The sequence below is a fragment of the Leifsonia sp. KNZ13-11D genome (assembly GCF_056754895.1).
In genome coordinates this window covers 741,782-763,668 of record NZ_JBPGWU010000001.1, presented here as the reverse complement: position 1 = coordinate 763,668, position 21,887 = coordinate 741,782, and the positions used below count along the sequence as shown (strand labels likewise).

Genomic DNA, 21,887 nt, shown 5'->3' with positions numbered 1-21,887 from the left:
CTCACCAGCCGGAACAAGGCTACTCGCCGCGGAGGTACCAGCCGCGTCCGTCGTCGCCGGGGTCCCCGTCCCCCGGCTCCGGGCCGAGCGCGTCGATCACGTCCTCGACCGCCAACCGCGAGGGCGCTCCGGCGCGGGTGAGGGCGTTGTCCACGGCCGAGCGGATCAGCGAACTGAGGTACGAGCCGGGGTTGTCGACGCCGATATCGCGCAGCAGCCCGGTGGACTGCTCCACGATCGAACGGGAGAACGACGTCGCCGTCGCGATGGCCTCGGCGTAGGCGGGCCGGTCCGCTTCGGCGACCACGACCGGCTCTCCGCCCATCTCGACGACGAGCGCCTGGGCGATGGGCAGCACGGCCGCCGGCGCGGTCACCGCGAAGTAGCTCTCCGCGAGCCGGGTGAGGTCCAGGCTCGTCCCGGTGAACTCGAGGGCGGGATGAACCGCGAGCGGGATGGCGCCCGCGGCGGCAGCGGGCTGGAGGACGTCGATCCCGTATCCGGGCGCGGTGTGCAGCACGATCTGGCCCGGCTGCCAGGTGCCCGTCGAGGCGAGGCCGGCGACGAGCCCGGGGAGCTCGGCGTCCGGGACGGCCAGAACGACGAGCTCGCTGCGCTCCACGACCGTCGGCACGTCGAGGATGGGAACGTGCGGCAGCATGCTCTCCGCGCGCTCGCGGCTGCGCTCCGACACCGCGGAGATCCCGACGATGGCGTGACCCGCACCGGCGAGCGCGAGGCCGAGCACCGGTCCGACGCGGCCGGCGCCCACGATCCCGAGCCCCAACCGCCCGGAACGCTGCGACGGTGGACGAGCGGACGGGAGCATCAGTGGTCCTCCTCAGGACGGATCGGGTCGTGCCGCCAACGGTGGCTGCGGTCGACCGTCGCGGCGGCGACGGCGTGCGCGGCGACCTCCTCGAACAGTGTGACGGCCGCTTGGCCGTCGATCGCAGCCAGGCGCGGGCGGACCGGACCGGAGACCGTGTGGAACCGCGCCTCCGCCAGCCGGAGTGCCGCATCCAACGGACCCTGCTGCAGTTCGAGGCTCTGCAGCCGGGCGAGCGGGACGATGGCCAGGCTCCGCCAGACGAACCCCCGGCGCAGGACGATCGCATCGCCGACCAGCCGGAAGCCGGTGCGCTGCCAGGAGATCGGGCGGATCCAGGCGGCCCGGCGGGGACTCCCGGTGAAGTCGTCATGACCGGACGACACCATCCCCGCCTCGACCAGCGCACGGTGCTCCTCAGTCGCGAAACCGGGCAGGACGAGAGACAGCACGCGGGACACGTCGGCGGCGTCGCCCACCGGGAGCATGGTCGTATTGGGCTGGCCGGCAGCGCCCTTCTCGCGCGAGTGCCCGGCGGTGTCGATCCGGATCTGCCACCACCCGAACGGCCGCCACAGCAGCGGCTGCAGCACCTCGACGGCATGGATGCGCCCGGGCGGGAGCGTCTCGTTGCTGGTGCTCAGGAGGCCGAAGCCGACGCGCACGCCGTCCGGCGTCCCGGCGATGGAGTAGCGGAGCGACTTGGTGAAGCGGTTGATGTAGAAGCTCGCCGAGCCGAGCAGTCCGGGCAGCACCACGATGAGCAGCCACAGCGCGCCGCTCACCGCACCCCAGACGAGGAAGGCGACCACGACCAGCACGAAGATCGTGAAGCCGCTCAGCAGCAGCGAACCGAACAGTCGCAACGGCGGGATCTTCACGACGGACTCGGGCGGAGCGGCGTTCGGATCGAGCTCAGGTGCGAGGAACTCGTTCACGCGCCTACCCACCAGGTCGCTCACCGCGCCGGCGCGAGACGGCCGAAGCACCCCATCCGGGTTCCGCACTGCTGCTACGCCGCCCTGCGCCGCGTCGCCGGCCTGCGCCGCCTCGCCGGCCTGCGCCGCCTCGCCGGCCTGCTCCGCCGTTTCGGCGGCGGCCTCCGCCGCCTCCGCCGCGCGCACCCCCGACGCGAGCCGCAGCACGTCGCCGCGCAGACCGTCCGCCAAGGACGACCCGAGGTAGGCGAGCTGCACGTTCGCATCGTGGCCGGCGACGGAGATGTCCAGCTTCGCCGCGCCGACCAGCCGGGCGAGGAGCGGCCGCACCACGTTGATTCCCTGGATGCGGTCGAGCCGCGCCTTGCGCTGGGTGCGGAACAGCATGCCGCTGCGCACCTCGACCGCATCCCCGGTGATGCGGAAACTGTGCATGCGCCACGACAGGTAGAACACGCCGAGGCAGGCGAGCAGCACAACGGCCACTCCGAGCAGCGCCCAGCCCTCCCAGCCGTGATCGTAGATCGCGTCGAGCGGGTCGCCTCCGTACTGCGGCGCGCCCACGAAGAAGCTGATCAACCGCTCGCGCAGGTTGGAGAGCACAAAGCCGAACACCGCGATAAACACGATCCCGCCGCGCAGCACAGGCGTCGCCGGGTGGAGGCGGTGCCACTCGCCGTCGGTGTACCGCTCGGCTGCGCGCTCCGCCGGCGACAGCGCCGGCGCGGAGCCGTTCCCCGGGAGCTGGGGCGCGGTCACAGTCCGGCCCGTCTGCTCTCCGCCAGCTCGACCAGCCGGTCGCGCAGCTCGGCGGCGTCCGCCTCCGGAAGCCCGGGCACCATCACGCCGGTGGAGGCGGCGGCTGTGACGAACTTGAGGTCGGCCAGGCCGAGGAGCCTGCTCACGGGCCCGCGGTTGATGTCGATCAGCTGCATCCGTCCGTACGGCACCGAGACGAACCGCTGGAACATGATCCCGCGGCGGAACAGCAGATCGTCCCCGCGCAGGATGTACCCGATCGAGCGAGCGCGACGGGGCGCGATCACGAGCGCGACGGCGCTCACCACCACGACGACGGCGAGGAGCAGCCAGCCGAAGCTCCACCCCCCGATCAGCCACAGGAACAGGCTCGCTGCGGAGAGCACCAGGCCCGTCAGCACGGTGCTGGCGACGACGACGAGTACGTATTTGGGCGAGACGCGACGCCATTCGCCGACGTCGAGATCAATCCGATCGGACATGGACGTTCTCCGTGCGCTCGTCGTCGTCGCCGGGAGGGAGGGTGCAGAACAGTTCGGCCACCAGCCCGGCCACGAGCAAGACCACCGCGCCGGCCGTGGCGAGGGCGGTCAGCAGGATGGCGTTGCCGCCGGGCAGCACATCCCGCGTGAGCAGATAGGCGCCGACGCCCACGCCTGCGCCCACGAGCAGGGCGCCGCTCAGGCTGCACGCCTTCGCGAGAACCACGATGCGCGTCGCCTGGAACGGGTCGATGCGCCGCACGGTGCGTCCGCGCACCGCGCGCCGGATGGGCACCGCGAAGGCGACGACGATCACTGCGACCGCGAGCAGTGTGATCGGCAGCGTCAGCGGCGGGATGAATATCGCGGCGCCCATCGACGCGGCGGCGAGCTCCGCGAGGAAGCCGATCGCCAGACCGACAACCGCGAGTCCGATGAGTGAGGCGGGGCGCGTGCGGTTCACGAGCGGTCCTCCCACAGCTCGACCGGATCGCCGGCCTGCCGGGCCAGCTCCGCGACGGGCCCGTGACCCGCCAGACGCGCCCCCGGGTCGACGTCGAGCCACGGCACCAGCACGAAGGCGCGCTCGTGCGCCCGGGGGTGCGGGAGGACGATCCGCGGGTCGTCGTCGGACACGATCCCGTCATAGTCGACGATGTCGATGTCGATCGTGCGGTCGCCCCAGCGCTCCTCGCGGACACGGCCCAGCGCATCCTCGACGCGGTTGACCACGCCGAGCAGGCCGATGGGTTCGAGCAGGCTGTGCACGAGGGCGACCGCGTTCAGGTACGCGGGCGCCTCCTCGTCGATCCCGTCGGGCCTGAGCGCCGGCGTCTCGTACAGCCGTGAGACCGCGCGCACGTCGACGCCCGGCTCCACGCGCAGCAGATCGACGGCGGCCTGGATGGTCGCGGCGCGGTCGCCGAGATTGCTCCCGAGTGCGAGCACGGCGGGCACGCCGACGCGCATCCGCACCGGCTTGCCGATCGGCGCCGCGTTCACGGCCGACTCCGCGTGATGCGGACCGCGACATCCCCGAAGGGCACGCTGATCGGCGCCTGCGGCTTGTGCACCGTCACCTCGACGGCGTCGACCGGCTCGTGCGCGAGCACGGTCGCGGCGACCCGCTCGGCCAGGGTCTCGATGAGATCGACGGGGTCGCGCTCCACCGCCGCGACGACCTCCTCGGCCAGCTCGCCGTAGTGGACGGTCGCGGCCAGGTCGTCACCGGCGGCGGCCGGCGAGAGGTCGAGCCACGCGGTGACGTCGACGACGAAGTCCTGCCCGTCGGCGCGCTCGAAGTCGAAGACGCCGTGGTTCGCGCGGATGCGCAAGCCGGTGAGGACGATCGAATCGGCCCTCCGGGAGTGGATGTCAGTCATCGCGTCCAGCTTGCCACGCCCGCACCACGTCGAGGGCGATCCGTGTCGACGGCACGTCGTGCACGCGCACCGCCCACGCGCCCGCCTGGGCGGCCAGCGCCGAGATGACGGCTGTCGGGACGTCCCGATGCTGGGGTGGCGCACCCTCCGGCACCAGCGCGGCGAGGAACCGCTTGCGCGATGCGCCGATCAGCACCGGGTAGCCGAGCGTCTCGATCTCGTGCAGCCCGGCGAGCACCTGCCAGTTGTGGGTGGCGTTCTTCGAGAAGCCGATACCCGGGTCGAGGATGAGCTTGGCCGGGTCGACACCGCGTCCGATCAGGTCGGTGACACGGGCCGACAGCTCACTGCGCACCTCGGCGACGGTGTGCTGGTACACGGCCCGTGAATCGGCGGCGTCGAGACGGCCGCGCCAGTGCATGACGACGTACTGCGCACCCGTCTCGAGCACCACGTCCGGCATCCCGGCGTCGGCCAGTCCCCCGGACACGTCGTTGATGATCGCGGCGCCGGCCGCGACGGCCGCCCGCGCCGTCGACGCGTTGAGCGTGTCCACGCTCACGAGCACCCCGCGTGACGCGAGCTCCTTGATGACCGGGACGACTCGGTTCTGCTCCTCGACCGGGTCCACGCGCACGGCGCCGGGACGCGTCGACTCGCCCCCCACATCCACCACGTCCGCACCCTGTGCGACCAGGTCGAGGCCGTGCTCGATGGCGGCGTCCGGCTCGAGCCAGAGGCCGCCGTCGCTGAAGGAGTCCGGCGTCACGTTGAGGACGCCCATGATGAGGGTCACGCGACGCCACGCCCGATTAGTGCCATCAGCTCCGCACGCGCCGTCGGTTCGGCGAACGCACCGCGTGCCGCGACGGTCACCGTCGTGCTGCGTGTCTGGCGCGGCCCGCGAGCGGTCACGCAGGAGTGCGCCGCGTCGAGCACCACGAGCACGCCGCGCGCGGCGGCGCCCTCCTCGATCGTGTCGGCGATCTGCTCGGTCAGCCGCTCCTGCAGCGTCGGGCGCGCAGCGAGCGTCTCGATGACGCGCGGGATGCGCCCCAGACCGACCACCGTGTCGCCCGGCAGGTACGCGACGTGCGCGACGCCGAGGAACGGGAGCAGGTGGTGCTCGCAGATCGAGCGGAACTCGATGTCGCGCAGCAGCACAGTCTCGGCCGTGCGCCCTTCTTCGAGTGGGACCGGCTCTCCGAGGTCGGCGGCAGCATCACGTCCGATGCCGGCGAAGAACTCCGCATACGCGTCGGCGACCCGGGACGGGGTGCTCTCGAGCCCCGGACGCGCCGGATCCTCGCCGATGGCGGCGAGGATCTCGGCGACGGCCGCTTCGATGCGCGGACGGTCGATGCCGGTCATGCGCGCGGCGGCCCTAGGCGGTGGCCGGCCGCGGCTTGATGGCGGGCGAGCGCTTCGGCTTGGCCGCCGGAGGCTCGGAGTCCACTCCGCCGTCCACCGCCCCGGCGTCGATCGGCGCCTTCGGGAACGGGATGGGCGGCACGTCCGAGATGGGGCGCTTGTCGCTGGAGAGCCACTGCGGGCGCTCCGGCAGCTTCTTCACCTCGGCGAAGATCTCGGCGATCTGGTTGTGGTCGAGGGTCTCGTGCTCGAGAAGCGCGGCGGCCAGACGGTCGAGCGTCGCGCGGTTGTCGTTGAGCACCTCCCACGCCTCGTCGTGCGCCTTCTCGATGAGGGCACGCACCTCGGCGTCGACGCGCTCGGCGATCCGCTCGGAGTAGTCGCGCTGGTGACCCATGTCGCGGCCGAGGAACATCTCGCCGTTCGCCTGGCCCAGCTTGACCGAGCCGATGTCGGCGCTCATGCCGTACTCGGTGACCATCTTGCGGGCGATGGAGGTGGCCTTCTCGATGTCGTTCGACGCGCCGGTGGTCGGGTCGTGGAACACGATCTCCTCGGCGACGCGACCGCCCATGGCGTAGGCCAGCTGGTCGAGCAGCTCGTTGCGTGTGACGGAGTACTTGTCCTCCAGCGGCAACACCATGGTGTACCCGAGGGCGCGACCGCGCGGCAGGATGGTGATCTTCGTCACGGGGTCGGTGTGGCGCATCGCCGCGGCGGCGAGCGCGTGGCCGCCTTCGTGGTACGCGGTGATCAGCTTCTCCTGGTCCTTCATGACCCGGGTGCGCTTCTGCGGACCGGCGATGACGCGGTCGACGGCCTCGTCCAGTGCGCGGTTGTCGATCAGCTGCGCGTTGGAGCGGGCGGTCAGCAGAGCGGCCTCGTTCAGGACGTTCGCCAGGTCGGCTCCGGTGAAGCCCGGCGTCTTGCGGGCCAGCACTTCGAGGTCGACGGAGGCGGCCAGGGGCTTGCCGCGGCCGTGCACCTCGAGGATCTTCTTGCGGCCGAGCATGTCGGGCGCATCCACGCCGATCTGGCGGTCGAAGCGGCCCGGGCGCAGCAGCGCGGGGTCGAGGATGTCGGGGCGGTTCGTCGCCGCGATCAGGATGACGTTGGTCTTCGGGTCGAAGCCGTCCATCTCCACGAGGAGCTGGTTCAGCGTCTGCTCGCGCTCGTCGTGACCGCCGCCGAGCCCGGCCCCGCGGTGACGGCCGACCGCATCGATCTCGTCGATGAAGATGATGGCGGGCGAGTTCTCTTTCGCCTGCTGGAACAGATCGCGCACGCGGCTGGCGCCGACACCGACGAACATCTCGACGAAGTCCGACCCGGAGATCGAGTAGAACGGAACGCCGGCCTCACCCGCGACGGCCCGGGCGAGCAGGGTCTTGCCCGTTCCGGGAGGGCCGTACAGCAGCACGCCCTTCGGGATGCGGGCGCCGACCGCCTGGAACTTGGCGGGCTCCTTCAGGAAGTCCTTGATCTCCTGCAGCTCCTCGATCGCCTCATCGGACCCGGCGACGTCGTCGAAGGTGACCTTCGGCGTCTCCTTGGTCACGAGCTTGGCCCGCGACTTTCCGAACTGCATGACCTTGTTGCCGCCGCCCTGCATGCCGGAGATCATGATCCAGAAGAACACGCCGATCAGCAGCGCCGGGATGAGGAACCCGAGGATGTTGACGAACCAGTTCGGCTGCGGGACCTCATCGTCGTAGCCCTTGGGGAGGTCGGCGGCGTCGACCGCCTTCACGACATCCTCGCCGCGCGGCGTCACGTAGTAGAACTGCACCTGGTCGCCGAGGTTGCCGTCCGGCTCCTTCAGCGTCAGGTCGACGCGGTTCTCACCGTCGACGATCTTCGCGCTGGCCACCTTGTCCTCGGAGAGGTATTCCAGGCCCTTCTGGGTGGAGACGCTCTTGAATCCCGACATCGTGATCAGGCTCGAGCCGATCCACACCGCGATGATCGCGAGCACGACGTACAGGATCGGGCCGCGGAAGATCTTCTTGACGTTCATGGTGCGACCACAGTACCGCCTGGGCGCTGTGGGTCGCCTGCGTGTTCGCTCTGGGCGGTCTGCGTGCGGCGGGCCGCGTCAGCTGTAGACGGCGGGCGCCAGGATGCCCACCCCGCGCAGGGTGCGGTAGCGCTCGTCGTAGTCGAGGCCGTAGCCCACCACGAACTGGTTCGGGATGTCGAAGCCAACGTACTTCACGTCGATCTCGACGCGCGCCGCCTCGGGCTTGCGCAGCAGCGCGAAGATCTCGATCGACTCCGGCCCGCGGCTGCGCAGGTTCGACAGCAGCCACGACAGGGTGAGGCCCGAGTCGATGATGTCCTCGACGATGAGGACGGTCTTGCCGCTGAGGTCGGTGTCCAGGTCTTTCAGGATGCGGACGACGCCGCTCGACTGCGTTCCGCTGCCGTAGGAGCTGACGGCCATCCAGTCCATGGTGACGGGGATGCGCAGCTCGCGGGACAGGTCGGCCATCACCATCACGGCGCCCTTCAGGACGCCGATCAGCAGCACGTCCTTGCCCGCGTAGTCGCGTTCGACCTCGCGGGCGAGCTCGGCGACGCGGGAGCGGATCTGCTCCTCGGTGATCAGAATCTCGGTGAGGTCGTCCTGAACGTCCGTGAGTTCCATGGGGGAGGTGCTGTCCTTACGTGGTGGAGTGAAACGTGAGCAGCCCGTTCTGCCTGACCACTCTAACGCCTGGCAGGTCGACCGGTCCCTGCCCGTGCCAGTCGGTGATGAGGGCGGCGACGGCGAGCGTGTGGGTCCGTGTGAGGGAGACGCCGAACTCCGCGGAGACCACGAGGCGGATGATCCGCTGGCGGAGTGCGGCCGGATCCGACGCGAGCCCGCGGACGTCCAGCGCGACCGATCCGTCGTCGGCCTGGGTCACGAGCTCCTGCGCCCACTCGAGGGCGAGGCCGTCGAGGGCCTGGTCGTCCTCGCGCAGCTGTTCGGCCGTCCGCGCGAGCGCTTCGGCGACGCCGGGGCCGAGCTCGCGCTCCAGCACCGGCAGCACCGCGTTCCTCACGCGCACGCGCGTGTAAGAGGGGTCGTCGTTGTGGGGGTCGTCCCACGGCTCCAGGCGACTGTCGGCGCAGAACGCGCGGGTCTGTGCACGGCGGAGCCCGAGGAAGGGACGCAGCAGCCGGCCGGTGTCCGGCAGCATCCCCTGCAGGCTCGACGGGCCGGAGCCGCGGGCGAGGCCGAGCAGCACCGTCTCGGCCTGGTCGTCGAGGGTGTGGGCGAGCAGGATGCGCTCTGCTCCCGTCTCCGCGAGCGCGGCATCGAACGCCGCGTGCCGGGCGGCGCGCGCCGCCCCCTCCGGGCCGCCCACCGCATCCACCTCGACCCGGCGGACCACCACGGGGCCGAGCCCGAGCGCCGACGCCTGCCCGGCGGCGCGCGCGGCGATCGCATCCGACCCGGGCTGGAGGCCGTGGTCGACCACCACGGCGCCGGCCCGGAACCCTGCCCGCGGCGCCTCGAATGCCGTCGCCGCGGCGAGAGCCAGGGAGTCCGCTCCCCCACTCAGACCCACGAGGACGAGAGCGCCCGGTGTCAGCGGAGAGGGGCGGGCGGGACCGTGGTCGTCGTGCGGGTCGACCGGCGGCAGCGCGGCCGCTGCGGCGAGCGCCGAGCGGACGGCGCGGCGGGCGTCGGCGATGGCGGGCGTGAGCCGCGGGCGGCGGTCCGGGGCCGCGGAACCGTGGAGGGGCACCTAGTAACGTTAGTGCCGAATCACGACCACAAAGGAGCACGGCATGGCCGAATACGACGTCGTCATCGAGATCCCCAAGGGGAGCCGCAACAAGTACGAGGTAGACCACGAGACCGGTCGCGTCTTCCTCGACCGCGTGCTCTTCACCAGCTTCGTGTACCCGACCGATTACGGCTTCTTCGAGAACACGCTGGGCGACGACGGTGACCCGCTGGACGCGCTCGTGCTGCTCGAGTACCCGGTCTTCCCGGGTGTCGGCGTGAAGGTGCGCCCGGTCGCCGTCCTGAACATGAGCGACGAGGCCGGCGGCGACGCGAAGATCATCGCCGTGCCGTACAAGGACCCGCGCTGGCAGCACATCCAGGATGTGAACGACATCCCGGAGCAGACGCGCAAGGAGATCGAGCACTTCTTCGCCCGCTACAAGGACCTGGAGCCGGGCAAGTTCGTCAACATCGAGGGCTGGGGCGACGCCGCCGAGGCCGACGCTCTCGTCCAGAAGGCGATCGCCAAGCTCGCCGCCGAGGCCCACTGACCCTCTCGGGCTCACCCCCACCGTCGAGTACACGAAAACTGCACGCCAACCGGTCGGATGGCGTGCAGTTTTCGTGTACTCGACGGCGGGCGCGGGTGGGGCGCGACAGGGCGGGACTCAGGCGCTGGGGCGCGCGACCAGGCGGTAGGGGGAGCCCCAGACGGACTGGATCTTGACGACGTCGCCCTCGGTGGGAGCGGCGATCATCATGCCGCCGCCGATGTAGATGCCCACGTGGTAGAAGTCGCCGGGACCGGATCCCCAGAAGATCAGGTCGCCCGCCTGCTTGGCGCTGTACGACACCAGCTGCCCGCGACCCGCGGCGGTGTAGTACTGGTTGTTGACCGAGTGCGAGCCGATGTAGACGCCGGCGTACGCATAGGCCTTCATCGTCAGACCGGAGCAGTCGTAGCCGACCGGGCCCTCGCCGCCGAAGATGTACGGCTTGCCGAGCTGCGCCCGGGCGTAGGCGATGGCCGTCTGTACGACGTTCCCGTTCGGGGCCGCCGGAGCCGAGGGCGCCGCGCCGCCTCCGCCCCCGGAGGACGCCGGCGGTCTCGGTGCGGACGCCTGCTGCTGCTGTTGCTGCTGTTGCTGCAACTGCTGCTGACGGAGGGCCTCCTCCTGCGCCTTGCGGGCCGCCTCCTGCTGCGCCTTGACCTGCTCGCCCTGGAGGTAGGCGGCCTCGGTCTGCGCAGACGTGTTCTTGAGGGTCGCGAGCTGCGCGACGAGCTCCGTCGACTTCTGCTGCTGCGTCGCCAGTGCGGCCTGCGCCTGCGCCTGAGCCGACTGCGCGGCGGCGAGCGCCTTGTCGGCCTCGGCGGCGAGCGACTCGCGCTCCGTCTTGGCCGCCTTGGCCTGCGCGGTGAGGGCGTCGGCCGTGTTCTTGTCCGTGGTGGCCTGGTCGTAGACCGCCTTCGACTGCTCCGTCAGCTTGCTCATCGTGCCGAGCTGGAACAGCAGCTTGTCGGCAGCGGAGCCGGAGCCGCCCCCTTTCAGCATGAGGTCGGTGGTCACGTCGCCGCCGCCGGACTTCGCCAGGTGGGAGGCGAGGAGGCCTGCGCGCATCTTGGAGGTCTTGGCCTTCTCGGCCGCGGCCGTCGCCTGCTTCTGCAGATCGTCGGCCTTCGCCGTCGCAGCCGTCAGCGCATCCTTCGCCTGGAAATACGCTTCCGCCGCCTTCTCGGAGGCGATGCGTGCCGCATCCACGCTCGACTGCAGACCGCTGATGAGGTTCGTGATGTTGTCGATCATCGCCTGCTGGTTCGCGACGTTGTTCTTGGCCTGCTGCACGTCGTTCCACGACGGGTAGTCGACCGCCTGCGCCGGGGTCACGATGCCGATGGATGCGGTGACCGCGCCCATCACGCCCGCGCCGATCGCGAGGCCCGGGCGTACCCGGCTGATCTTCTCGTTCTCGTTAGCCAAGGGGTGCCTGCCTGTCTCTCATGAACGGGATGCCGTCGATCTTCGTCCCGTTGATGCGCACCTCGAAGTGGAGGTGGCAGCCGGTGGATGCGCCGGTGGTGCCGACGCGGGCGATGGGCTGACCGGCGCCGACATGCTGGCCGATGCCGACGAGGATGCCGCCGTCGCGGATGTGCGCATAGCCGGTGTCGACGCCGCCGCCGTTGTCGACCAGCACGAAGTTGCCGTACGAGCCGTTCGGTCCGGCGTAGATGACCGTACCGTCGTGCGCAGCATAGATGGGCGAGTTGCACGAGGCGCCGATGTCGATGCCCATGTGGTAGGTGCTCCCGATGCCGCCCGGCGACGGACGTGCGCCGAAGCCGTCGGTGATCGGGCCTGCGGCGGGCACCGCCCAGCCCTGCGGTCCGACGTAGCCGCCGGGGAGGCCGGCCGATCCGCGCGCGGCCGCGGCCGCTGCGGCGGCCGCCACGCCGGCCTGGTAGCCGGCGACGGTCTTCGCGGTGGTGTCCTTGAGGGCGGCGAGCTGCGCCTGCATGACGACGATCTGCTTCTGCTGCTCGGCCAGCTTGTCCTGCGCCGCCTTGGCCGCCTCGATCGCGGCCTGCATCGCCGCTTCGGCGACGACGCGCAGGCGCTCGCGCTCGGCCTTGGCCACATCCGCCTGGGCCGACAGGGACTTCGCCGTGTTCTGAGCGGCCTTGGCGTCGGTATAGACCTTGTTGGACTGCTCGACGAGCTTCGACATGCTGCCCAGGCCGGCGAGGAGCTTGTCGGGGCTCGTGGTGCTCGCGTTGTTTCCGCTGAGGAAGAGGTTGGCGGTCAGGTTGCGGCCACCCGTGCGGTAGAGCTGGGCGGCCAGCTTGCCTGCCTGCTCGCTCGCTTCGTCGGCCTTCTTCTGGCTCGCGACCGCCTGCGACTCCAGATCGAGCGCCTTCATCGTCGCCGTGTCGTAGTTCGTCTGGGCGACCTCGAGCTCCGCCCCACGCTTGACCGCGAGGGCCTGCGTGTCCGCGACCTCCTGCTTGAGCGACGAGATCAGACCGTTGATGCGGTCGACCTGGGCAGTGGCCGCCGACTCGTTCGCCTTGGCGTTCTGCACGTCCTGCCATGACGGGTAGTTGTCGGCGTAGGCCGGGGCGGCGACGGCTCCCACCGCCGTGACGGCGGCGACAGCGAGGGCCGCCAGCGCAGCACGAACCGCCCGGCGGGGGCCGCCGGGGATGGTCGGGGGAACCGTTCGGCTCGTCGTCTGGCGTTTCATGTGTGTTTTCGACCCGCTCACTTCTCGCGTCGGCAGGAGTCACATCCGTCACTTCGGTAACACGGCCAACACGCGCAACTTTATCAACGCGATGCCCGTGAGCCCAGGTCGGTGGCCTCAATGCCGGTTCGGGGCGTGCGTTCGCACGAGCGGGCCGGGGGGACCGCCTGGCCCGCAGACTATGCGTCCGCATACGGCGGCGCCGGGATTTCCGTGGGGCGTTGCGCGAACCCGGCGGCGGCCGCGAACCCCCGACCCGCCCGGGATCCGGAGGCGATTCGCATTCTCGGCGAGCTTTCCGTATGCTTGTTCGTCGGTGGTCATCGGAGCGCGAAAGCGATTCGGGACGATCCGGCCCCATCGTTTAGCGGCCTAGGACGCCGCCCTTTCACGGCGGTAGCACGGGTTCGAATCCCGTTGGGGTCACGTCCAACGGCGTCCACTAGTATCGATGAGCAGCAGATATCGATACAGAACAATTCAAAAAGCAACACAGTAAGGCCCTGTAGCGCAGTTGGTTAGCGTGCCGCCCTGTCACGGCGGAGGTCGCGGGTTCAAGTCCCGTCAGGGTCGCCACGGCGACAAGCCCTTCCGAACGGAAGGGCTTCCGTCTAGGTGGATGCCTCAGCATCCTCTGGCTCTGTAGCTCAGTTGGTAGAGCGTTCGACTGAAAATCGAAAGGTCACCGGATCGATGCCGGTCGGAGCCACCAAGAAAAACCCCCGGTCCAGGCGGAATCCGGGGGTTTTTTGTCGGGCCCGTAGAGGCAGTCAAGTCGCCGTTTGACTACATTTTGACTACAACTGATTTCGCGGCTTGGGCATCGAGTGCGTTCGCAACGTCATCAAGGTCATCGTCGAAGAGGTCCGCGTAGACGTCGAGCGTCATCGCGGCGGACGCGTGTCCGAGCATCCGTTGCACGGATTTGACGTTCGCGCCGGCCGAGACGGCGAGCGATGCGGCCGTGTGTCTGAGGTCGTGGGGAGTCAGTCGCGGGAACGTATCGTCCTTCTCCATGCACCGGGCGACGGCCGCATTGAAGACGCGGTTGCGGAAGTTGCCTGCCCGGAGGACACCTCCGTCGGCGCCCGTGAACACTGGCTCCTCCGGGTCCCGACCGGCGCACCGCGCTTCAAGCGGAACTGTGAGGAGGTCGGGAAAGGGAACGGAGCGCCGTTCATGACTCTTGGGTGTGCCCCACACGATCACTCCCCGTGGCTCGGAGACCGCTCGGGCCACGTCTAGCCGCCGCTTAGTGAAGTCGACGCGATTGATCAAGAGTCCGGCCATCTCGCCCCACCGGAGACCCGTGTATGCGAGGAGTAGGACGACATCACCCTGATCACCGCACTCGGTGGCCAGTGCACGCACTTGCGCGTGCGTCAGATAACCGTGCCCGCGCGATGACAGCCTTGGCAGCTGAATCCCGTCGGACGGGTTGAGGCTGATGCGCCCATCACGGATCGCGTACTTCAGGACACCCGCCAGGACGAGATGTATCTGCCGCACCATTGAGGGGCCGAGGTGGGTCGAGAGTTCCCCGACCCACGCCTGGACGTCGCTGTGCCGCACGTCGACCAATCGGGTGTTGCCCCAGCGCGGGAGTACGTACTTATCGAGGTGAAATCGGTAGCCCGAGCGAGTCGTCGGTTTCACCTGCACCTGGGCACGAAACCACTCTTCGGCGACGTGCGAAACTGGCGTTCTCGCTTTCGTCGGGTCAACCCACTCTCCCTTTGCTTGCGAGACGTTGACCGACGAGAGGAAGAGCTCCGCCGCGCGCTTCGTCGCGAAGCCGCGCTTCATCGTGTTGCGATGATCAGGCGTCCGGTACTGAACTCGATATCGCCTGCCTGCTGCCGTCTCGTAGGACTCAATCGATCCCATGTCCGACACCCCCCTGAGCCGATGAGGCAATTGTCCGCCGGACCACTGACGAGAGGGTCCTGTGCCTCCCGCAGCTTGCCGAGATTCACGAATGGCACGCATGCCGTCTCCGCGATCAATGCCGCCAGCCGGCCGATCAGCGTGCGCGGGTCAGCAGCTATCGCCCACCCATCCCCCGCGCACCGGCTCACCGTCTCCACACACTCCTTCTTCTCCGCTGCGGTCGGGAAGACCGACCCGACCACCCCGATCAGCCCACCCTGCAGTTCCGGACCCATGTTTCCGGTGTCGATGATGAATATCCGCATCACAATCACTCCCCTGTCCCCCGTTCTTGTTTGCCTTCCGCCGGAGAGATCTAGAGCGAGTGGGAGGGGCGCAGTGCCGGGACCGTGGAATACCGCAACGAAGCGAAGCGAAGCGGAGAGAGGATATGCCGCGAAAGCCCGGAACGGAGAACCGGGAACGAGTTACGATCGGCGGGCGGAAAGACAAACAAGTCAGCAGGTCGAGCGCCGCCGTAGGCGGCTCCTCAAGGTCCAACCTGGCATTTGTGCACGGTCCGCCGTTCAGTCGATCTCCGACGCCTGCGTGCGGCTTATCCCGTGCGAGATCGACTGCCCTTTACGTAGCCGGGACACCGAAATAAAGGCGGGATCTCTAGAACTCGGTCTTTGCGCTCAGTGTTCCAAAGGAGATTCCAACCCCAAGTGCCGGCGCAGCGCGCGGGTCACGTCGTCGACCTCCGCCAGCTGGGCAGGCGTGAGAGCGTCGAGGAACAGTTCTCGCACCGCGCGAAGATGGGGCACGGAGCCGGCTCGGAACGCCGCCAAGCCCGCGTATGTTGCGATCACGTCGATTCCGTGGACGTCATCCGCGCACGCCTGGCGGCTGATCAGTCCACGTTTCTCCATGCGGCCAAGGTGGTGGGAGAGCCTGCTGCGCTCCCAGCCGATCAGGTCCGCCAGCTCGGAGGAGCGGAGCGTGCGGTCCTCGGCCTCCGCCAGCGCGAGCAGCACCTGGTAGTCGCCGGGGGTCAGCTCCGACTCGCTCTGCAGCCTGCTGCCCAGGCGGTTGCGGAGCGCCTCGGCCGTCTCGATGTAGTCGCGCCAGCTGCGGAGTTGCTCCCGCGTCGGCGCATGGCGCGGATTGTCCTCGCTCATCTGGTCTCCTCCGGGAATTGACGCGTCAAGTCCATTGTTACAGCATTGACACGTCAATCCGGAGGGTCCGGCGGCGAGAGAGGTCGTGATCGACATGGAAGAGCTCGAGTTCGGATTGGACTCCTTCGGGGAGGTCGCGACCGACGGCGGACGGGTTCTGTCGGACGCCGAGACGTTGCGGCTGATGGTCGAGGAGGCACAGCTCGCCGAATCCGTGGGCCTGGATGTCTACAGCGTCGGCGAGCATTACCGCGAGGACATGGTCGACTCCGCCACTCCCGTGGTGCTCGCGGCGGCCGCTCAGGCGACGTCCACGATCCGGCTCGGCACGTCCGTCACGGTGCTGTCGACACAGGACCCTGTGCGGCTGTACCAGCAGTTCGCCACGGTCGACGGGATCTCCGGCGGACGCGCGCAGCTCGTGCTCGGCCGCGCCTCGGCGATCGAGTCGTTCCCGCTGTTCGGCTACGACATCGCGGAGTACAAGAACATCTTCGACGAGAAGCTCGACCTCTTCCTCCGCCTCATGCGCGAGGACCGGGTGACCTGGTCCGGCCGGTACCGCACCCCTCTCGAGTCGGTGCGGCTGCGACCGCGGATGCCAGAGGGTGGCATCCCCACCTGGATCGGCATCGGCGGCAGCCCCGACTCCGTCGTCCGCGCCGCCCGGCACGGCCTCCCCCTAATGATGGCGATCATCGGCGGCAGACCCGAACGGTTCGCCGGCCACGCCGAACTCTACCTGCGAGCCCTCGCCCAGTTCGGGCAGCCGGAGCTGCCGATCGGACAGCACTCGCTCGGGCTCATCGCGGAGACCGACGACGAGGCGAAGAACGAGCACTGGCAGTACTGGCGCCCGGTCGTCACCGCGCTGAGCCAGGAGCGCGGGTTCTACCCGCCCACCGCGGAGCGGTACGCACAGGAGGTCGCGACGGGCGCGCTGTACGTCGGCTCCCCCGAGACCGTGGCTCAGAAGCTGGCCGCGATCGTGCGCATCAACCACCTCTCCCGGTTCGACCTGAAGTACGACATCCGACACTTGCCGGTGCAGGCCCGCGAGCGCAGCATCCGCCTCTTCGGCGAACAGGTCGTCCCCCGCGTCCGCGAGCTCATCGCCGAAGACCCGGGCGACTGGCGCCTCACCGGCCGCCACACGGCCCAGATCGTCACCGCCCGGGCGAACGCCGCGCAGTGACCTCCCCCACCATCCCTTCATCATCCATTCCGACAGGAGAAACACCATGACCGACATCACCGGCCTCGAATTCGGCCTCGACACCTTCGGCGACCTGCCCAGGGACGACCGGGGCGAGATCACCAGTCACGCCGAGGCGATCCGCGTCACCCGGGACGAGGCGATCCTCGCCGACGACATCGGTGTCGACGCCTTCGCCGTGGGCGAGCACCACCGCCCCGAGTTCGCGATCTCGACACCGGAGACGGTGCTCGCCGGCATCGCCACCGCGACCGAGAAAATCCGGCTCGGCTCCGGGGTGACCGTGCTGTCCTCGGACGACCCCGTGCGCGTCTTCCAGCGCTTCGCGACGGTCGACGCCCTCTCGAACGGGCGGGCCGAGGTCATCCTCGGTCGCGGATCCTTCACCGAGTCGTTCCCGCTGTTCGGATACGACCTGAAGGACTACGACCTCCTCTTCGAGGAGAAGATCGACCTCTTCCACAAACTCCTCGACGAGAAGCCGGTCAGCTGGGAGGGAACCACCCGGGCGGCCCTGCACGAGGCCGACGTGTTCCCGAAGACCGACTCCGGGCGCCTCCGCACCTGGGTCGGCGTCGGCGGCACGCCGCAGTCGGTGCTGCGCACCGCGCACTACGGGTTCCGGCTCATGCTCGCGATCATCGGCGGCGCACCCTCCCGCTTCACGCCGTACATCGACCTGTACCGCCGGGCGGCCGAGCAGTTCGGCACAGAGGCCCTCCCGGTGGGGATGCACTCCCCGGGGTTCATCGCCGAGACCGACGAGGAGGCGAAGGAGCTGTTCTACCCCGGATACAAGGTGATCCGCGACCGGATCGGCGCCCTGCGCGGCTGGCCGCCACTGCAGCGGCACGAGTTCGAGGCGGATGTCGCACACGGCTCCCTCTACATCGGCTCGCCCGAGACTGTCGCCCGCAAAATGGCCGACGCGATCCGCACCCTCGACGTCGGCCGCTTCGACCTCATCTACACCGCCGGCGGCGCCATGCGGGCCAGCGACCGGATGCGGGCCGTCGAGCTTTACGGGACGAAGGTCATCCCGATGGTACGCGACCTGCTGGCTGAGGTTTCAAAGCCCGCGACCGGCGCCGCGTTCCGGCGCTGAAGGAGGGACGGACATGGACGACATCATCCACACAACCGGCATCAGCACTGTCGGCATCCGCACAGTCGGAATCCTGGGGGCTGGCAAGGTCGGCACCGTCCTCGCCAGACTCGCCCTCGCGGCGGGCTATCGTGTGCTGATCGCCGGTTCCGGCGACCCCGACCGCATCGCGCTCACCATCGACGTCCTCGCCCCGGGCGCCACGGCGACACGCCCCGAGGAGGCGGCCGAAGGCGCCGACGTCGTGATCCTCGCCCTGCCGCTGGGGAAATACCGCCAGCTCCCGGTCGAGCAGTTGCGCGGCCGGCTCGTGATCGACGCGATGAACTACTGGTGGGAGACCGACGGCATCCGCGACGACCTGAACGACCCGCTGACCTCCACGAGCGAGATCGTCCAGGAGTTCCTCTCCGGCTCCCGCGTCGTGAAAGCCCTGAACCACATGGGATACCACGACCTCGAGGAGGAGAGCCGCCCGGCCGGCGCGCCGGGACGCAAGGCCATCGCGGTCGCCGGCGACCGGGCGGCCGACCTCGACCGGGTCGCGACCTTCATCGACGACCTGGGCTTCGACCCGGTCGTCGCCGGGCCCCTCGCCGCCGGCGCCCTTCTGCAGCCGGGCCGTCCAACCTTCGGCGCGGACGTGCCGGCCGACGAGTTGCGCGCACTCATCCGCGCATCCGACACCGACCGGGATCTGACACCCGCGCCGCTCTGAGCCCGCGCTGCCGTGGCCTTCCGGGTCATCCGTGGGCCAACAGTCCTCTGAGCAGAAGGTCGATGAGCCGTGTGGCCAGTTCCCGCTGGTTCTCGTGTCCGGTGATGAGGGTTATGCCGCCGAGCGCCATCAGCACGTCGACCGGGTCGATCTCATAGCGGAGTTCGCCTGACGAGAGGCCCGCGTCGACCAGACGCCTGACCGCTGCCGTCAGGGCGTCGCGGCTGTGAGCCCGGAGTCCTTCGCGAGACGCCAGGATGGCCGGGAGCGCCTCCGACATCCCGCGCTTGGTCAGCATGTAGTCGACGAAGGCCTCCATCCAGGCTCGGAGGGCGTCGACCGGTGACCGCTCCTGGGCCAGGCGCTCGGCGGAGTCCGCCAACCGGTCGGTCTCACTCCGGTAGACGGCTTCGATCAGGTCCTCTCGCGAGGGGAACCGGCGATACAGCGTGCCGATCCCCACGCCGGCTTCGGCGGCGATCGCCTTGAGAGACGTCTCCGGCCCGTCGGTGGCGAACGCGGCAGCCGCGACTTCCAGGAGTCGGTTCTGATTCGCTCGCGCGTCCGCGCGCATCTTTTCGGGCATCTACCCCTCCTTGCCAAACGGATCCGACTCCGGTTACAGTGGAATTTAAGCGGACCCAACTCCGTTTATATCACTGAGTCAAGTTTGAGGGCTCGGAACAGGAGAACCATCATGACGGAACGAGTGACCACACCGTTCGATGCGCAGTCCACCGCGGACGACGTCATCGCCGGCGTCGACCTGAGCGGCCGCCGAGCCATCGTCACCGGGGGCGCCGCAGGGCTGGGATACGAGACGGCCCGCGCACTCGCCACAGCGGGAGCCGACGTCACCATCGCTGCACGGCGACGCGACGCCGCGGAGAAGGCCGCGCAGGAGATCGCGCGATCCACCGGGAACCCGGCCGTCCATGCTGCCGTTCTGGACCTCGCGGACCTCGAATCCGTTCGACGGTTCGTGGCGGAGTGGCAGGGACCGCTCCACATCCTGGTCGACAACGCGGGCGTCATGGCGACACCCGAGCAGCGGACTCCGGAGGGCCGCGAACTGCAGTTCGCCACCAACCACCTCGGCCACTTCGCGCTGACCGTCGGCCTGCATGACGCATTGGCAGCCGCAGGCGACGCGCGCGTCGTCGTCGTCAGCTCGGTCGGGCACGTCAACGGCCCCGTGCGCTTCGACGACCCGGACTTCACGGCCGAGCCGTACGACCCCTGGCTGGCCTACGCGCAGTCGAAGACGGCGAACATCCTCTTCGCGGTGGAGGCGAGCAGACGGTGGGCGGCGGACGGGATCGCCGTGAACGCATTGAACCCTGGCCGCATCTGGGGCACCGGGCTCGGGCGGCACATCGAGGCTCCGCCTGCCTCGTTCGACCCGTCCGGAAAGACCGGCGTGTCGGAGAAGACGGTGGAGCAAGGGGCGGCGACCTCGGTGCTGCTGGCGGCATCACCCCTCGTGGAGGGCGTGAGCGGCCTCTACTTCGAGGATGCGCAACAAGCGGAGCCGTTCACCCCGGGTGTCCGGCGCGGCGTCGCCGACTACGCGCTCGATCCCGAGAACGCCAGGCGTCTTTGGGAGCTCTCCACCGCCTTGACCGGCATCGGAGGCTGACCTCCGAGCGGGCCCCGAGCCGCCACGCGCGATCAGGCGGCCGAAGCCTGCTCCTCCGGCAGCCCGAGGAGGCGCATGCTGTTGCGCCAGAGGCTGTCGAGCTGCCCGGGGTCGTTGTACAGCTTGGCCAGGAGGACCAGGCCCTCGATCTGCGCGACGATCGCCTTGGCCGCCTCGCGGAGGTCGGGGACGCTCAGCTCCCCCTCCTCGCGGGCGTCCATGAGGGCGGCCTCGACGATGTCGATCTGCTCCTCGAAGATCTCCTGCAGCCGGTCCCGTACGGGGTCGTCGGCGGCGCTCAACTCCAACGCCAGGTTGCCGAACAGGCAGCCGACCACCGCCCCGCTCCCGGCGAGCGCCTCGCTCTGCATCGCGGCCGTCGCGACGAACAGCGCCCGCAGCCGCTCGACGATCGGATCTCCGGCCGTCAGGATGCCGGTCCACACCCCCCGCTGCCAGTCCCAGTGCCGATTGACGACTTCGAGCGCGAGAGCCTGCTTGGAGGGGAAGAAGTAGTAGAAGCTCCCCTTCGGCACCCCGGCCGCGGCGCAGATCTCCGCGACGCCGATGCTCGAGTACGAGCGGCGTCCGAACAGCTCGGCCCCTGCGGCGAGGATGCGCTCGCGTGCGTCTGATGTGCGTCCCATGCTTGCAATTATACGACCAGTCGTCTATAACTGTTATCGGTCAATAGTTGACCGACCATCTAGTAAGGATCCACACCCCATGAACACACGCAAGGTCGCCGTCATCACCGGCGCATCGCAGGGCATCGGCGCTGGTCTGGTCGAGGGCTACCTCGGCCTCGGTTACGCGGTCGTCGCAAACTCTCGCTCGATCGAGCCGCGTGATGAGGAGAACCTCGTCACCGTCGCCGGAGACATCGCCGACTCCGAGGTCGCCGCTCGCATCATCGAGACGGCGGTCAGCCGGTTCGGTCGCGTCGACTCGCTGGTGAACAACGCCGGCATCTTCATCGCGAAGCCGTTCACGGAGTACACCCAGGAGGACTACGACACCGCCCTTGCGATCAATCTCGGCGGCTTCTTCCACATCACCCAGAAGGCCATCGCCGACATGCTGCCGCGCGGCGCCGGCCACGTCGTCAACATCACGACGACGCTGCTCGAGAACGCGAACTCCAACGTTCCGTCTGCGCTCGCGTCGCTGACCAAGGGCGGCCTGGCCACCGCGGTGAAGTCCCTCGCGGTCGAGTATGCGGGCCGCGGGATCCGGGTGAACGCCGTCTCCCCCGGCATCATCAAGACCCCGATGCACGCCGAGGAGACGCACGAGTTCATGGCCGCCCTGCACCCGATGCAGCAGATGGGCACCGTCGACGACATCGTGCGCGGCGTGCTCTACCTGGAGCAGTCGCCGTTCGTGACCGGCGAGTGGCTGCACATCGACGGCGGACAGAGCGCGGGGAACTGA

24 protein-coding genes and 3 tRNA genes are annotated in these 21,887 nt (G+C 69.3%); 9 read left to right on the top strand and 18 right to left on the bottom strand.

All coding sequences use genetic code 11. From position 1 onward, the window contains the following. Positions 1 to 19: 19 nt before the first annotated feature. From ACR9Y5_RS03845 to tilS, 11 genes are all read right to left on the bottom strand, one after another. Entirely contained in the window at positions 20 to 829 is an 810-nt protein-coding gene (locus ACR9Y5_RS03845; protein ID WP_481296732.1) for a Rossmann-like and DUF2520 domain-containing protein, read from the bottom strand. Next, a complete protein-coding gene (locus ACR9Y5_RS03840) occupies positions 829 to 2,526 on the bottom strand; it encodes a PH domain-containing protein (protein ID WP_481296731.1) in 1,698 nt (565 codons plus the stop codon). The genes ACR9Y5_RS03845 and ACR9Y5_RS03840 overlap by 1 nt, the downstream gene beginning before the upstream one ends. Continuing rightward, entirely contained in the window at positions 2,523 to 3,008 is a 486-nt protein-coding gene (locus ACR9Y5_RS03835) for a PH domain-containing protein (protein WP_481296730.1), read from the bottom strand. The genes ACR9Y5_RS03840 and ACR9Y5_RS03835 overlap by 4 nt, the downstream gene beginning before the upstream one ends. Further along, positions 2,992 to 3,471 (bottom strand): DUF3180 domain-containing protein, encoded by a 480-nt coding sequence (locus tag ACR9Y5_RS03830; protein ID WP_481296729.1) that lies wholly within the window; start codon positions 3,469 to 3,471, stop codon positions 2,992 to 2,994. Before ACR9Y5_RS03830 ends, ACR9Y5_RS03835 begins: the two co-directional genes overlap by 17 nt. Beyond that, positions 3,468 to 4,010, bottom strand: coding sequence for a 2-amino-4-hydroxy-6-hydroxymethyldihydropteridine diphosphokinase (folK, locus tag ACR9Y5_RS03825; protein ID WP_481296728.1), 543 nt, complete (start codon positions 4,008 to 4,010; stop codon positions 3,468 to 3,470). Before folK ends, ACR9Y5_RS03830 begins: the two co-directional genes overlap by 4 nt. Further along, positions 4,007 to 4,390: a dihydroneopterin aldolase gene (gene folB, locus ACR9Y5_RS03820; RefSeq protein ID WP_481296727.1), complete on the bottom strand. Its 384-nt coding sequence runs from the start codon at positions 4,388 to 4,390 to the stop codon at positions 4,007 to 4,009. The genes folK and folB overlap by 4 nt, the downstream gene beginning before the upstream one ends. Then, positions 4,383 to 5,186: a dihydropteroate synthase gene (folP, locus tag ACR9Y5_RS03815; RefSeq protein WP_481296726.1), complete on the bottom strand. Its 804-nt coding sequence runs from the start codon at positions 5,184 to 5,186 to the stop codon at positions 4,383 to 4,385. The genes folB and folP overlap by 8 nt, the downstream gene beginning before the upstream one ends. Then, positions 5,183 to 5,761, bottom strand: a complete 579-nt coding sequence (gene folE, locus ACR9Y5_RS03810) for a GTP cyclohydrolase I (protein ID WP_481296725.1) — start codon at positions 5,759 to 5,761, stop codon at positions 5,183 to 5,185. Before folE ends, folP begins: the two co-directional genes overlap by 4 nt. Positions 5,762 to 5,774: 13 nt before the next feature. After that, positions 5,775 to 7,778 carry an ATP-dependent zinc metalloprotease FtsH gene (gene ftsH, locus ACR9Y5_RS03805; protein WP_481296724.1) on the bottom strand — a complete coding sequence of 668 codons (2,004 nt, stop codon included), beginning with the start codon at positions 7,776 to 7,778 and terminating at the stop codon, positions 5,775 to 5,777. A gap of 78 nt (positions 7,779 to 7,856) precedes the next feature. Next, positions 7,857 to 8,408, bottom strand: coding sequence for a hypoxanthine phosphoribosyltransferase (hpt, locus tag ACR9Y5_RS03800; protein ID WP_481296723.1), 552 nt, complete (start codon positions 8,406 to 8,408; stop codon positions 7,857 to 7,859). Positions 8,409 to 8,424: 16 nt separating this feature from the next. Beyond that, complete coding sequence (gene tilS, locus ACR9Y5_RS03795) at positions 8,425 to 9,498, bottom strand: tRNA lysidine(34) synthetase TilS (protein ID WP_481296722.1); 1,074 nt, start codon at positions 9,496 to 9,498, stop codon at positions 8,425 to 8,427. 43 nt (positions 9,499 to 9,541) lie between these two features. On the opposite strand from tilS, the gene ACR9Y5_RS03790 reads away from it, so the two are divergent. Further along, positions 9,542 to 10,033: an inorganic diphosphatase gene (locus ACR9Y5_RS03790; RefSeq protein WP_481296721.1), complete on the top strand. Its 492-nt coding sequence runs from the start codon at positions 9,542 to 9,544 to the stop codon at positions 10,031 to 10,033. A gap of 117 nt (positions 10,034 to 10,150) precedes the next feature. On the opposite strand, the gene ACR9Y5_RS03785 is transcribed toward ACR9Y5_RS03790, so the two are convergent. Both ACR9Y5_RS03785 and ACR9Y5_RS03780 read right to left on the bottom strand, forming a co-directional pair. Next, the gene (locus ACR9Y5_RS03785) at positions 10,151 to 11,461 is read right to left on the bottom strand and encodes a C40 family peptidase (protein ID WP_481296720.1); all 1,311 of its coding nucleotides are present in this window, start codon (positions 11,459 to 11,461) and stop codon (positions 10,151 to 10,153) included. Further along, positions 11,454 to 12,725 (bottom strand): M23 family metallopeptidase, encoded by a 1,272-nt coding sequence (locus tag ACR9Y5_RS03780; protein ID WP_481296719.1) that lies wholly within the window; start codon positions 12,723 to 12,725, stop codon positions 11,454 to 11,456. Before ACR9Y5_RS03780 ends, ACR9Y5_RS03785 begins: the two co-directional genes overlap by 8 nt. 353 nt (positions 12,726 to 13,078) lie before the next feature. On the opposite strand from ACR9Y5_RS03780, the gene ACR9Y5_RS03775 reads away from it, so the two are divergent. The 3 genes from ACR9Y5_RS03775 (at position 13,079) to ACR9Y5_RS03765 (ending at position 13,437) form a co-directional block, all read left to right on the top strand. Further along, positions 13,079 to 13,151, top strand: a tRNA-Glu gene (locus ACR9Y5_RS03775). 73 nt (positions 13,152 to 13,224) lie between these two features. Continuing rightward, a tRNA-Asp gene (locus ACR9Y5_RS03770) sits at positions 13,225 to 13,301 on the top strand. Positions 13,302 to 13,361: 60 nt separating this feature from the next. Next, positions 13,362 to 13,437, top strand: a tRNA-Phe gene (locus ACR9Y5_RS03765). A 74-nt stretch (positions 13,438 to 13,511) separates the two neighbouring features. On the opposite strand, the gene ACR9Y5_RS03760 is transcribed toward ACR9Y5_RS03765, so the two are convergent. The 3 genes from ACR9Y5_RS03760 to ACR9Y5_RS03750 form a co-directional block, all read right to left on the bottom strand. Further along, entirely contained in the window at positions 13,512 to 14,531 is a 1,020-nt protein-coding gene (locus ACR9Y5_RS03760; RefSeq protein WP_481296718.1) for a tyrosine-type recombinase/integrase, read from the bottom strand. Continuing rightward, positions 14,528 to 14,920 (bottom strand): hypothetical protein, encoded by a 393-nt coding sequence (locus ACR9Y5_RS03755; protein WP_481296717.1) that lies wholly within the window; start codon positions 14,918 to 14,920, stop codon positions 14,528 to 14,530. The genes ACR9Y5_RS03760 and ACR9Y5_RS03755 overlap by 4 nt, the downstream gene beginning before the upstream one ends. Positions 14,921 to 15,292: 372 nt before the next feature. Continuing rightward, on the bottom strand, positions 15,293 to 15,775 hold the full coding sequence (locus ACR9Y5_RS03750) for a MarR family winged helix-turn-helix transcriptional regulator (protein ID WP_481296716.1): 483 nt from the start codon (positions 15,773 to 15,775) through the stop codon (positions 15,293 to 15,295). Positions 15,776 to 15,869: 94 nt separating this feature from the next. Between ACR9Y5_RS03750 and ACR9Y5_RS03745 the strand changes: the two genes are divergently transcribed. From ACR9Y5_RS03745 to ACR9Y5_RS03735, 3 genes are read left to right on the top strand one after another with little or no spacing between them, the layout of a single operon-like run. Next, positions 15,870 to 16,970, top strand: coding sequence for an LLM class flavin-dependent oxidoreductase (locus tag ACR9Y5_RS03745; protein WP_481299513.1), 1,101 nt, complete (start codon positions 15,870 to 15,872; stop codon positions 16,968 to 16,970). A 46-nt stretch (positions 16,971 to 17,016) separates the two neighbouring features. Further along, a complete protein-coding gene (locus ACR9Y5_RS03740; RefSeq protein WP_481296715.1) occupies positions 17,017 to 18,096 on the top strand; it encodes an LLM class flavin-dependent oxidoreductase in 1,080 nt (359 codons plus the stop codon). Between the two features lie 13 nt (positions 18,097 to 18,109). After that, positions 18,110 to 18,814: an NADPH-dependent F420 reductase gene (locus ACR9Y5_RS03735; protein WP_481296714.1), complete on the top strand. Its 705-nt coding sequence runs from the start codon at positions 18,110 to 18,112 to the stop codon at positions 18,812 to 18,814. Between the two features lie 25 nt (positions 18,815 to 18,839). Here ACR9Y5_RS03735 and ACR9Y5_RS03730 read toward each other — a convergent pair whose 3' ends face one another. Continuing rightward, entirely contained in the window at positions 18,840 to 19,400 is a 561-nt protein-coding gene (locus ACR9Y5_RS03730) for a TetR/AcrR family transcriptional regulator (protein WP_481296713.1), read from the bottom strand. Positions 19,401 to 19,511: 111 nt separating this feature from the next. On the opposite strand from ACR9Y5_RS03730, the gene ACR9Y5_RS03725 reads away from it, so the two are divergent. Next, complete coding sequence (locus ACR9Y5_RS03725) at positions 19,512 to 20,453, top strand: SDR family NAD(P)-dependent oxidoreductase (RefSeq protein WP_481296712.1); 942 nt, start codon at positions 19,512 to 19,514, stop codon at positions 20,451 to 20,453. Between the two features lie 32 nt (positions 20,454 to 20,485). Here the strand turns inward: ACR9Y5_RS03725 and ACR9Y5_RS03720 are convergent, their stop codons facing one another. Beyond that, on the bottom strand, positions 20,486 to 21,100 hold the full coding sequence (locus ACR9Y5_RS03720; RefSeq protein ID WP_481296711.1) for a TetR/AcrR family transcriptional regulator: 615 nt from the start codon (positions 21,098 to 21,100) through the stop codon (positions 20,486 to 20,488). Between the two features lie 79 nt (positions 21,101 to 21,179). Between ACR9Y5_RS03720 and ACR9Y5_RS03715 the strand changes: the two genes are divergently transcribed. Beyond that, positions 21,180 to 21,887 (top strand): SDR family NAD(P)-dependent oxidoreductase, encoded by a 708-nt coding sequence (locus ACR9Y5_RS03715; protein ID WP_481296710.1) that lies wholly within the window; start codon positions 21,180 to 21,182, stop codon positions 21,885 to 21,887.

Coding starts and splice junctions, on each gene's coding strand:
- hpt (WP_481296723.1), bottom strand. CDS start 8,408: ATGGAACTCACGGACGTTCAGGACGACCTCACCGAGATTCTGATCACC.
- folB (WP_481296727.1), bottom strand. CDS start 4,390: ATGACTGACATCCACTCCCGGAGGGCCGATTCGATCGTCCTCACCGGC.
- ACR9Y5_RS03755 (WP_481296717.1), bottom strand. CDS start 14,920: ATGCGGATATTCATCATCGACACCGGAAACATGGGTCCGGAACTGCAG.
- ACR9Y5_RS03790 (WP_481296721.1), top strand. CDS start 9,542: ATGGCCGAATACGACGTCGTCATCGAGATCCCCAAGGGGAGCCGCAAC.
- ACR9Y5_RS03735 (WP_481296714.1), top strand. CDS start 18,110: ATGGACGACATCATCCACACAACCGGCATCAGCACTGTCGGCATCCGC.
- ACR9Y5_RS03725 (WP_481296712.1), top strand. CDS start 19,512: ATGACGGAACGAGTGACCACACCGTTCGATGCGCAGTCCACCGCGGAC.
- ACR9Y5_RS03835 (WP_481296730.1), bottom strand. CDS start 3,008: ATGTCCGATCGGATTGATCTCGACGTCGGCGAATGGCGTCGCGTCTCG.
- ACR9Y5_RS03745 (WP_481299513.1), top strand. CDS start 15,870: ATGGAAGAGCTCGAGTTCGGATTGGACTCCTTCGGGGAGGTCGCGACC.
- folE (WP_481296725.1), bottom strand. CDS start 5,761: ATGACCGGCATCGACCGTCCGCGCATCGAAGCGGCCGTCGCCGAGATC.
- ACR9Y5_RS03780 (WP_481296719.1), bottom strand. CDS start 12,725: ATGAAACGCCAGACGACGAGCCGAACGGTTCCCCCGACCATCCCCGGC.
- ftsH (WP_481296724.1), bottom strand. CDS start 7,778: ATGAACGTCAAGAAGATCTTCCGCGGCCCGATCCTGTACGTCGTGCTC.
- ACR9Y5_RS03715 (WP_481296710.1), top strand. CDS start 21,180: ATGAACACACGCAAGGTCGCCGTCATCACCGGCGCATCGCAGGGCATC.
- ACR9Y5_RS03750 (WP_481296716.1), bottom strand. CDS start 15,775: ATGAGCGAGGACAATCCGCGCCATGCGCCGACGCGGGAGCAACTCCGC.
- ACR9Y5_RS03760 (WP_481296718.1), bottom strand. CDS start 14,531: ATGAAGCGCGGCTTCGCGACGAAGCGCGCGGCGGAGCTCTTCCTCTCG.
- ACR9Y5_RS03845 (WP_481296732.1), bottom strand. CDS start 829: ATGCTCCCGTCCGCTCGTCCACCGTCGCAGCGTTCCGGGCGGTTGGGG.
- ACR9Y5_RS03720 (WP_481296711.1), bottom strand. CDS start 21,100: ATGGGACGCACATCAGACGCACGCGAGCGCATCCTCGCCGCAGGGGCC.
- ACR9Y5_RS03740 (WP_481296715.1), top strand. CDS start 17,017: ATGACCGACATCACCGGCCTCGAATTCGGCCTCGACACCTTCGGCGAC.
- ACR9Y5_RS03730 (WP_481296713.1), bottom strand. CDS start 19,400: ATGCCCGAAAAGATGCGCGCGGACGCGCGAGCGAATCAGAACCGACTC.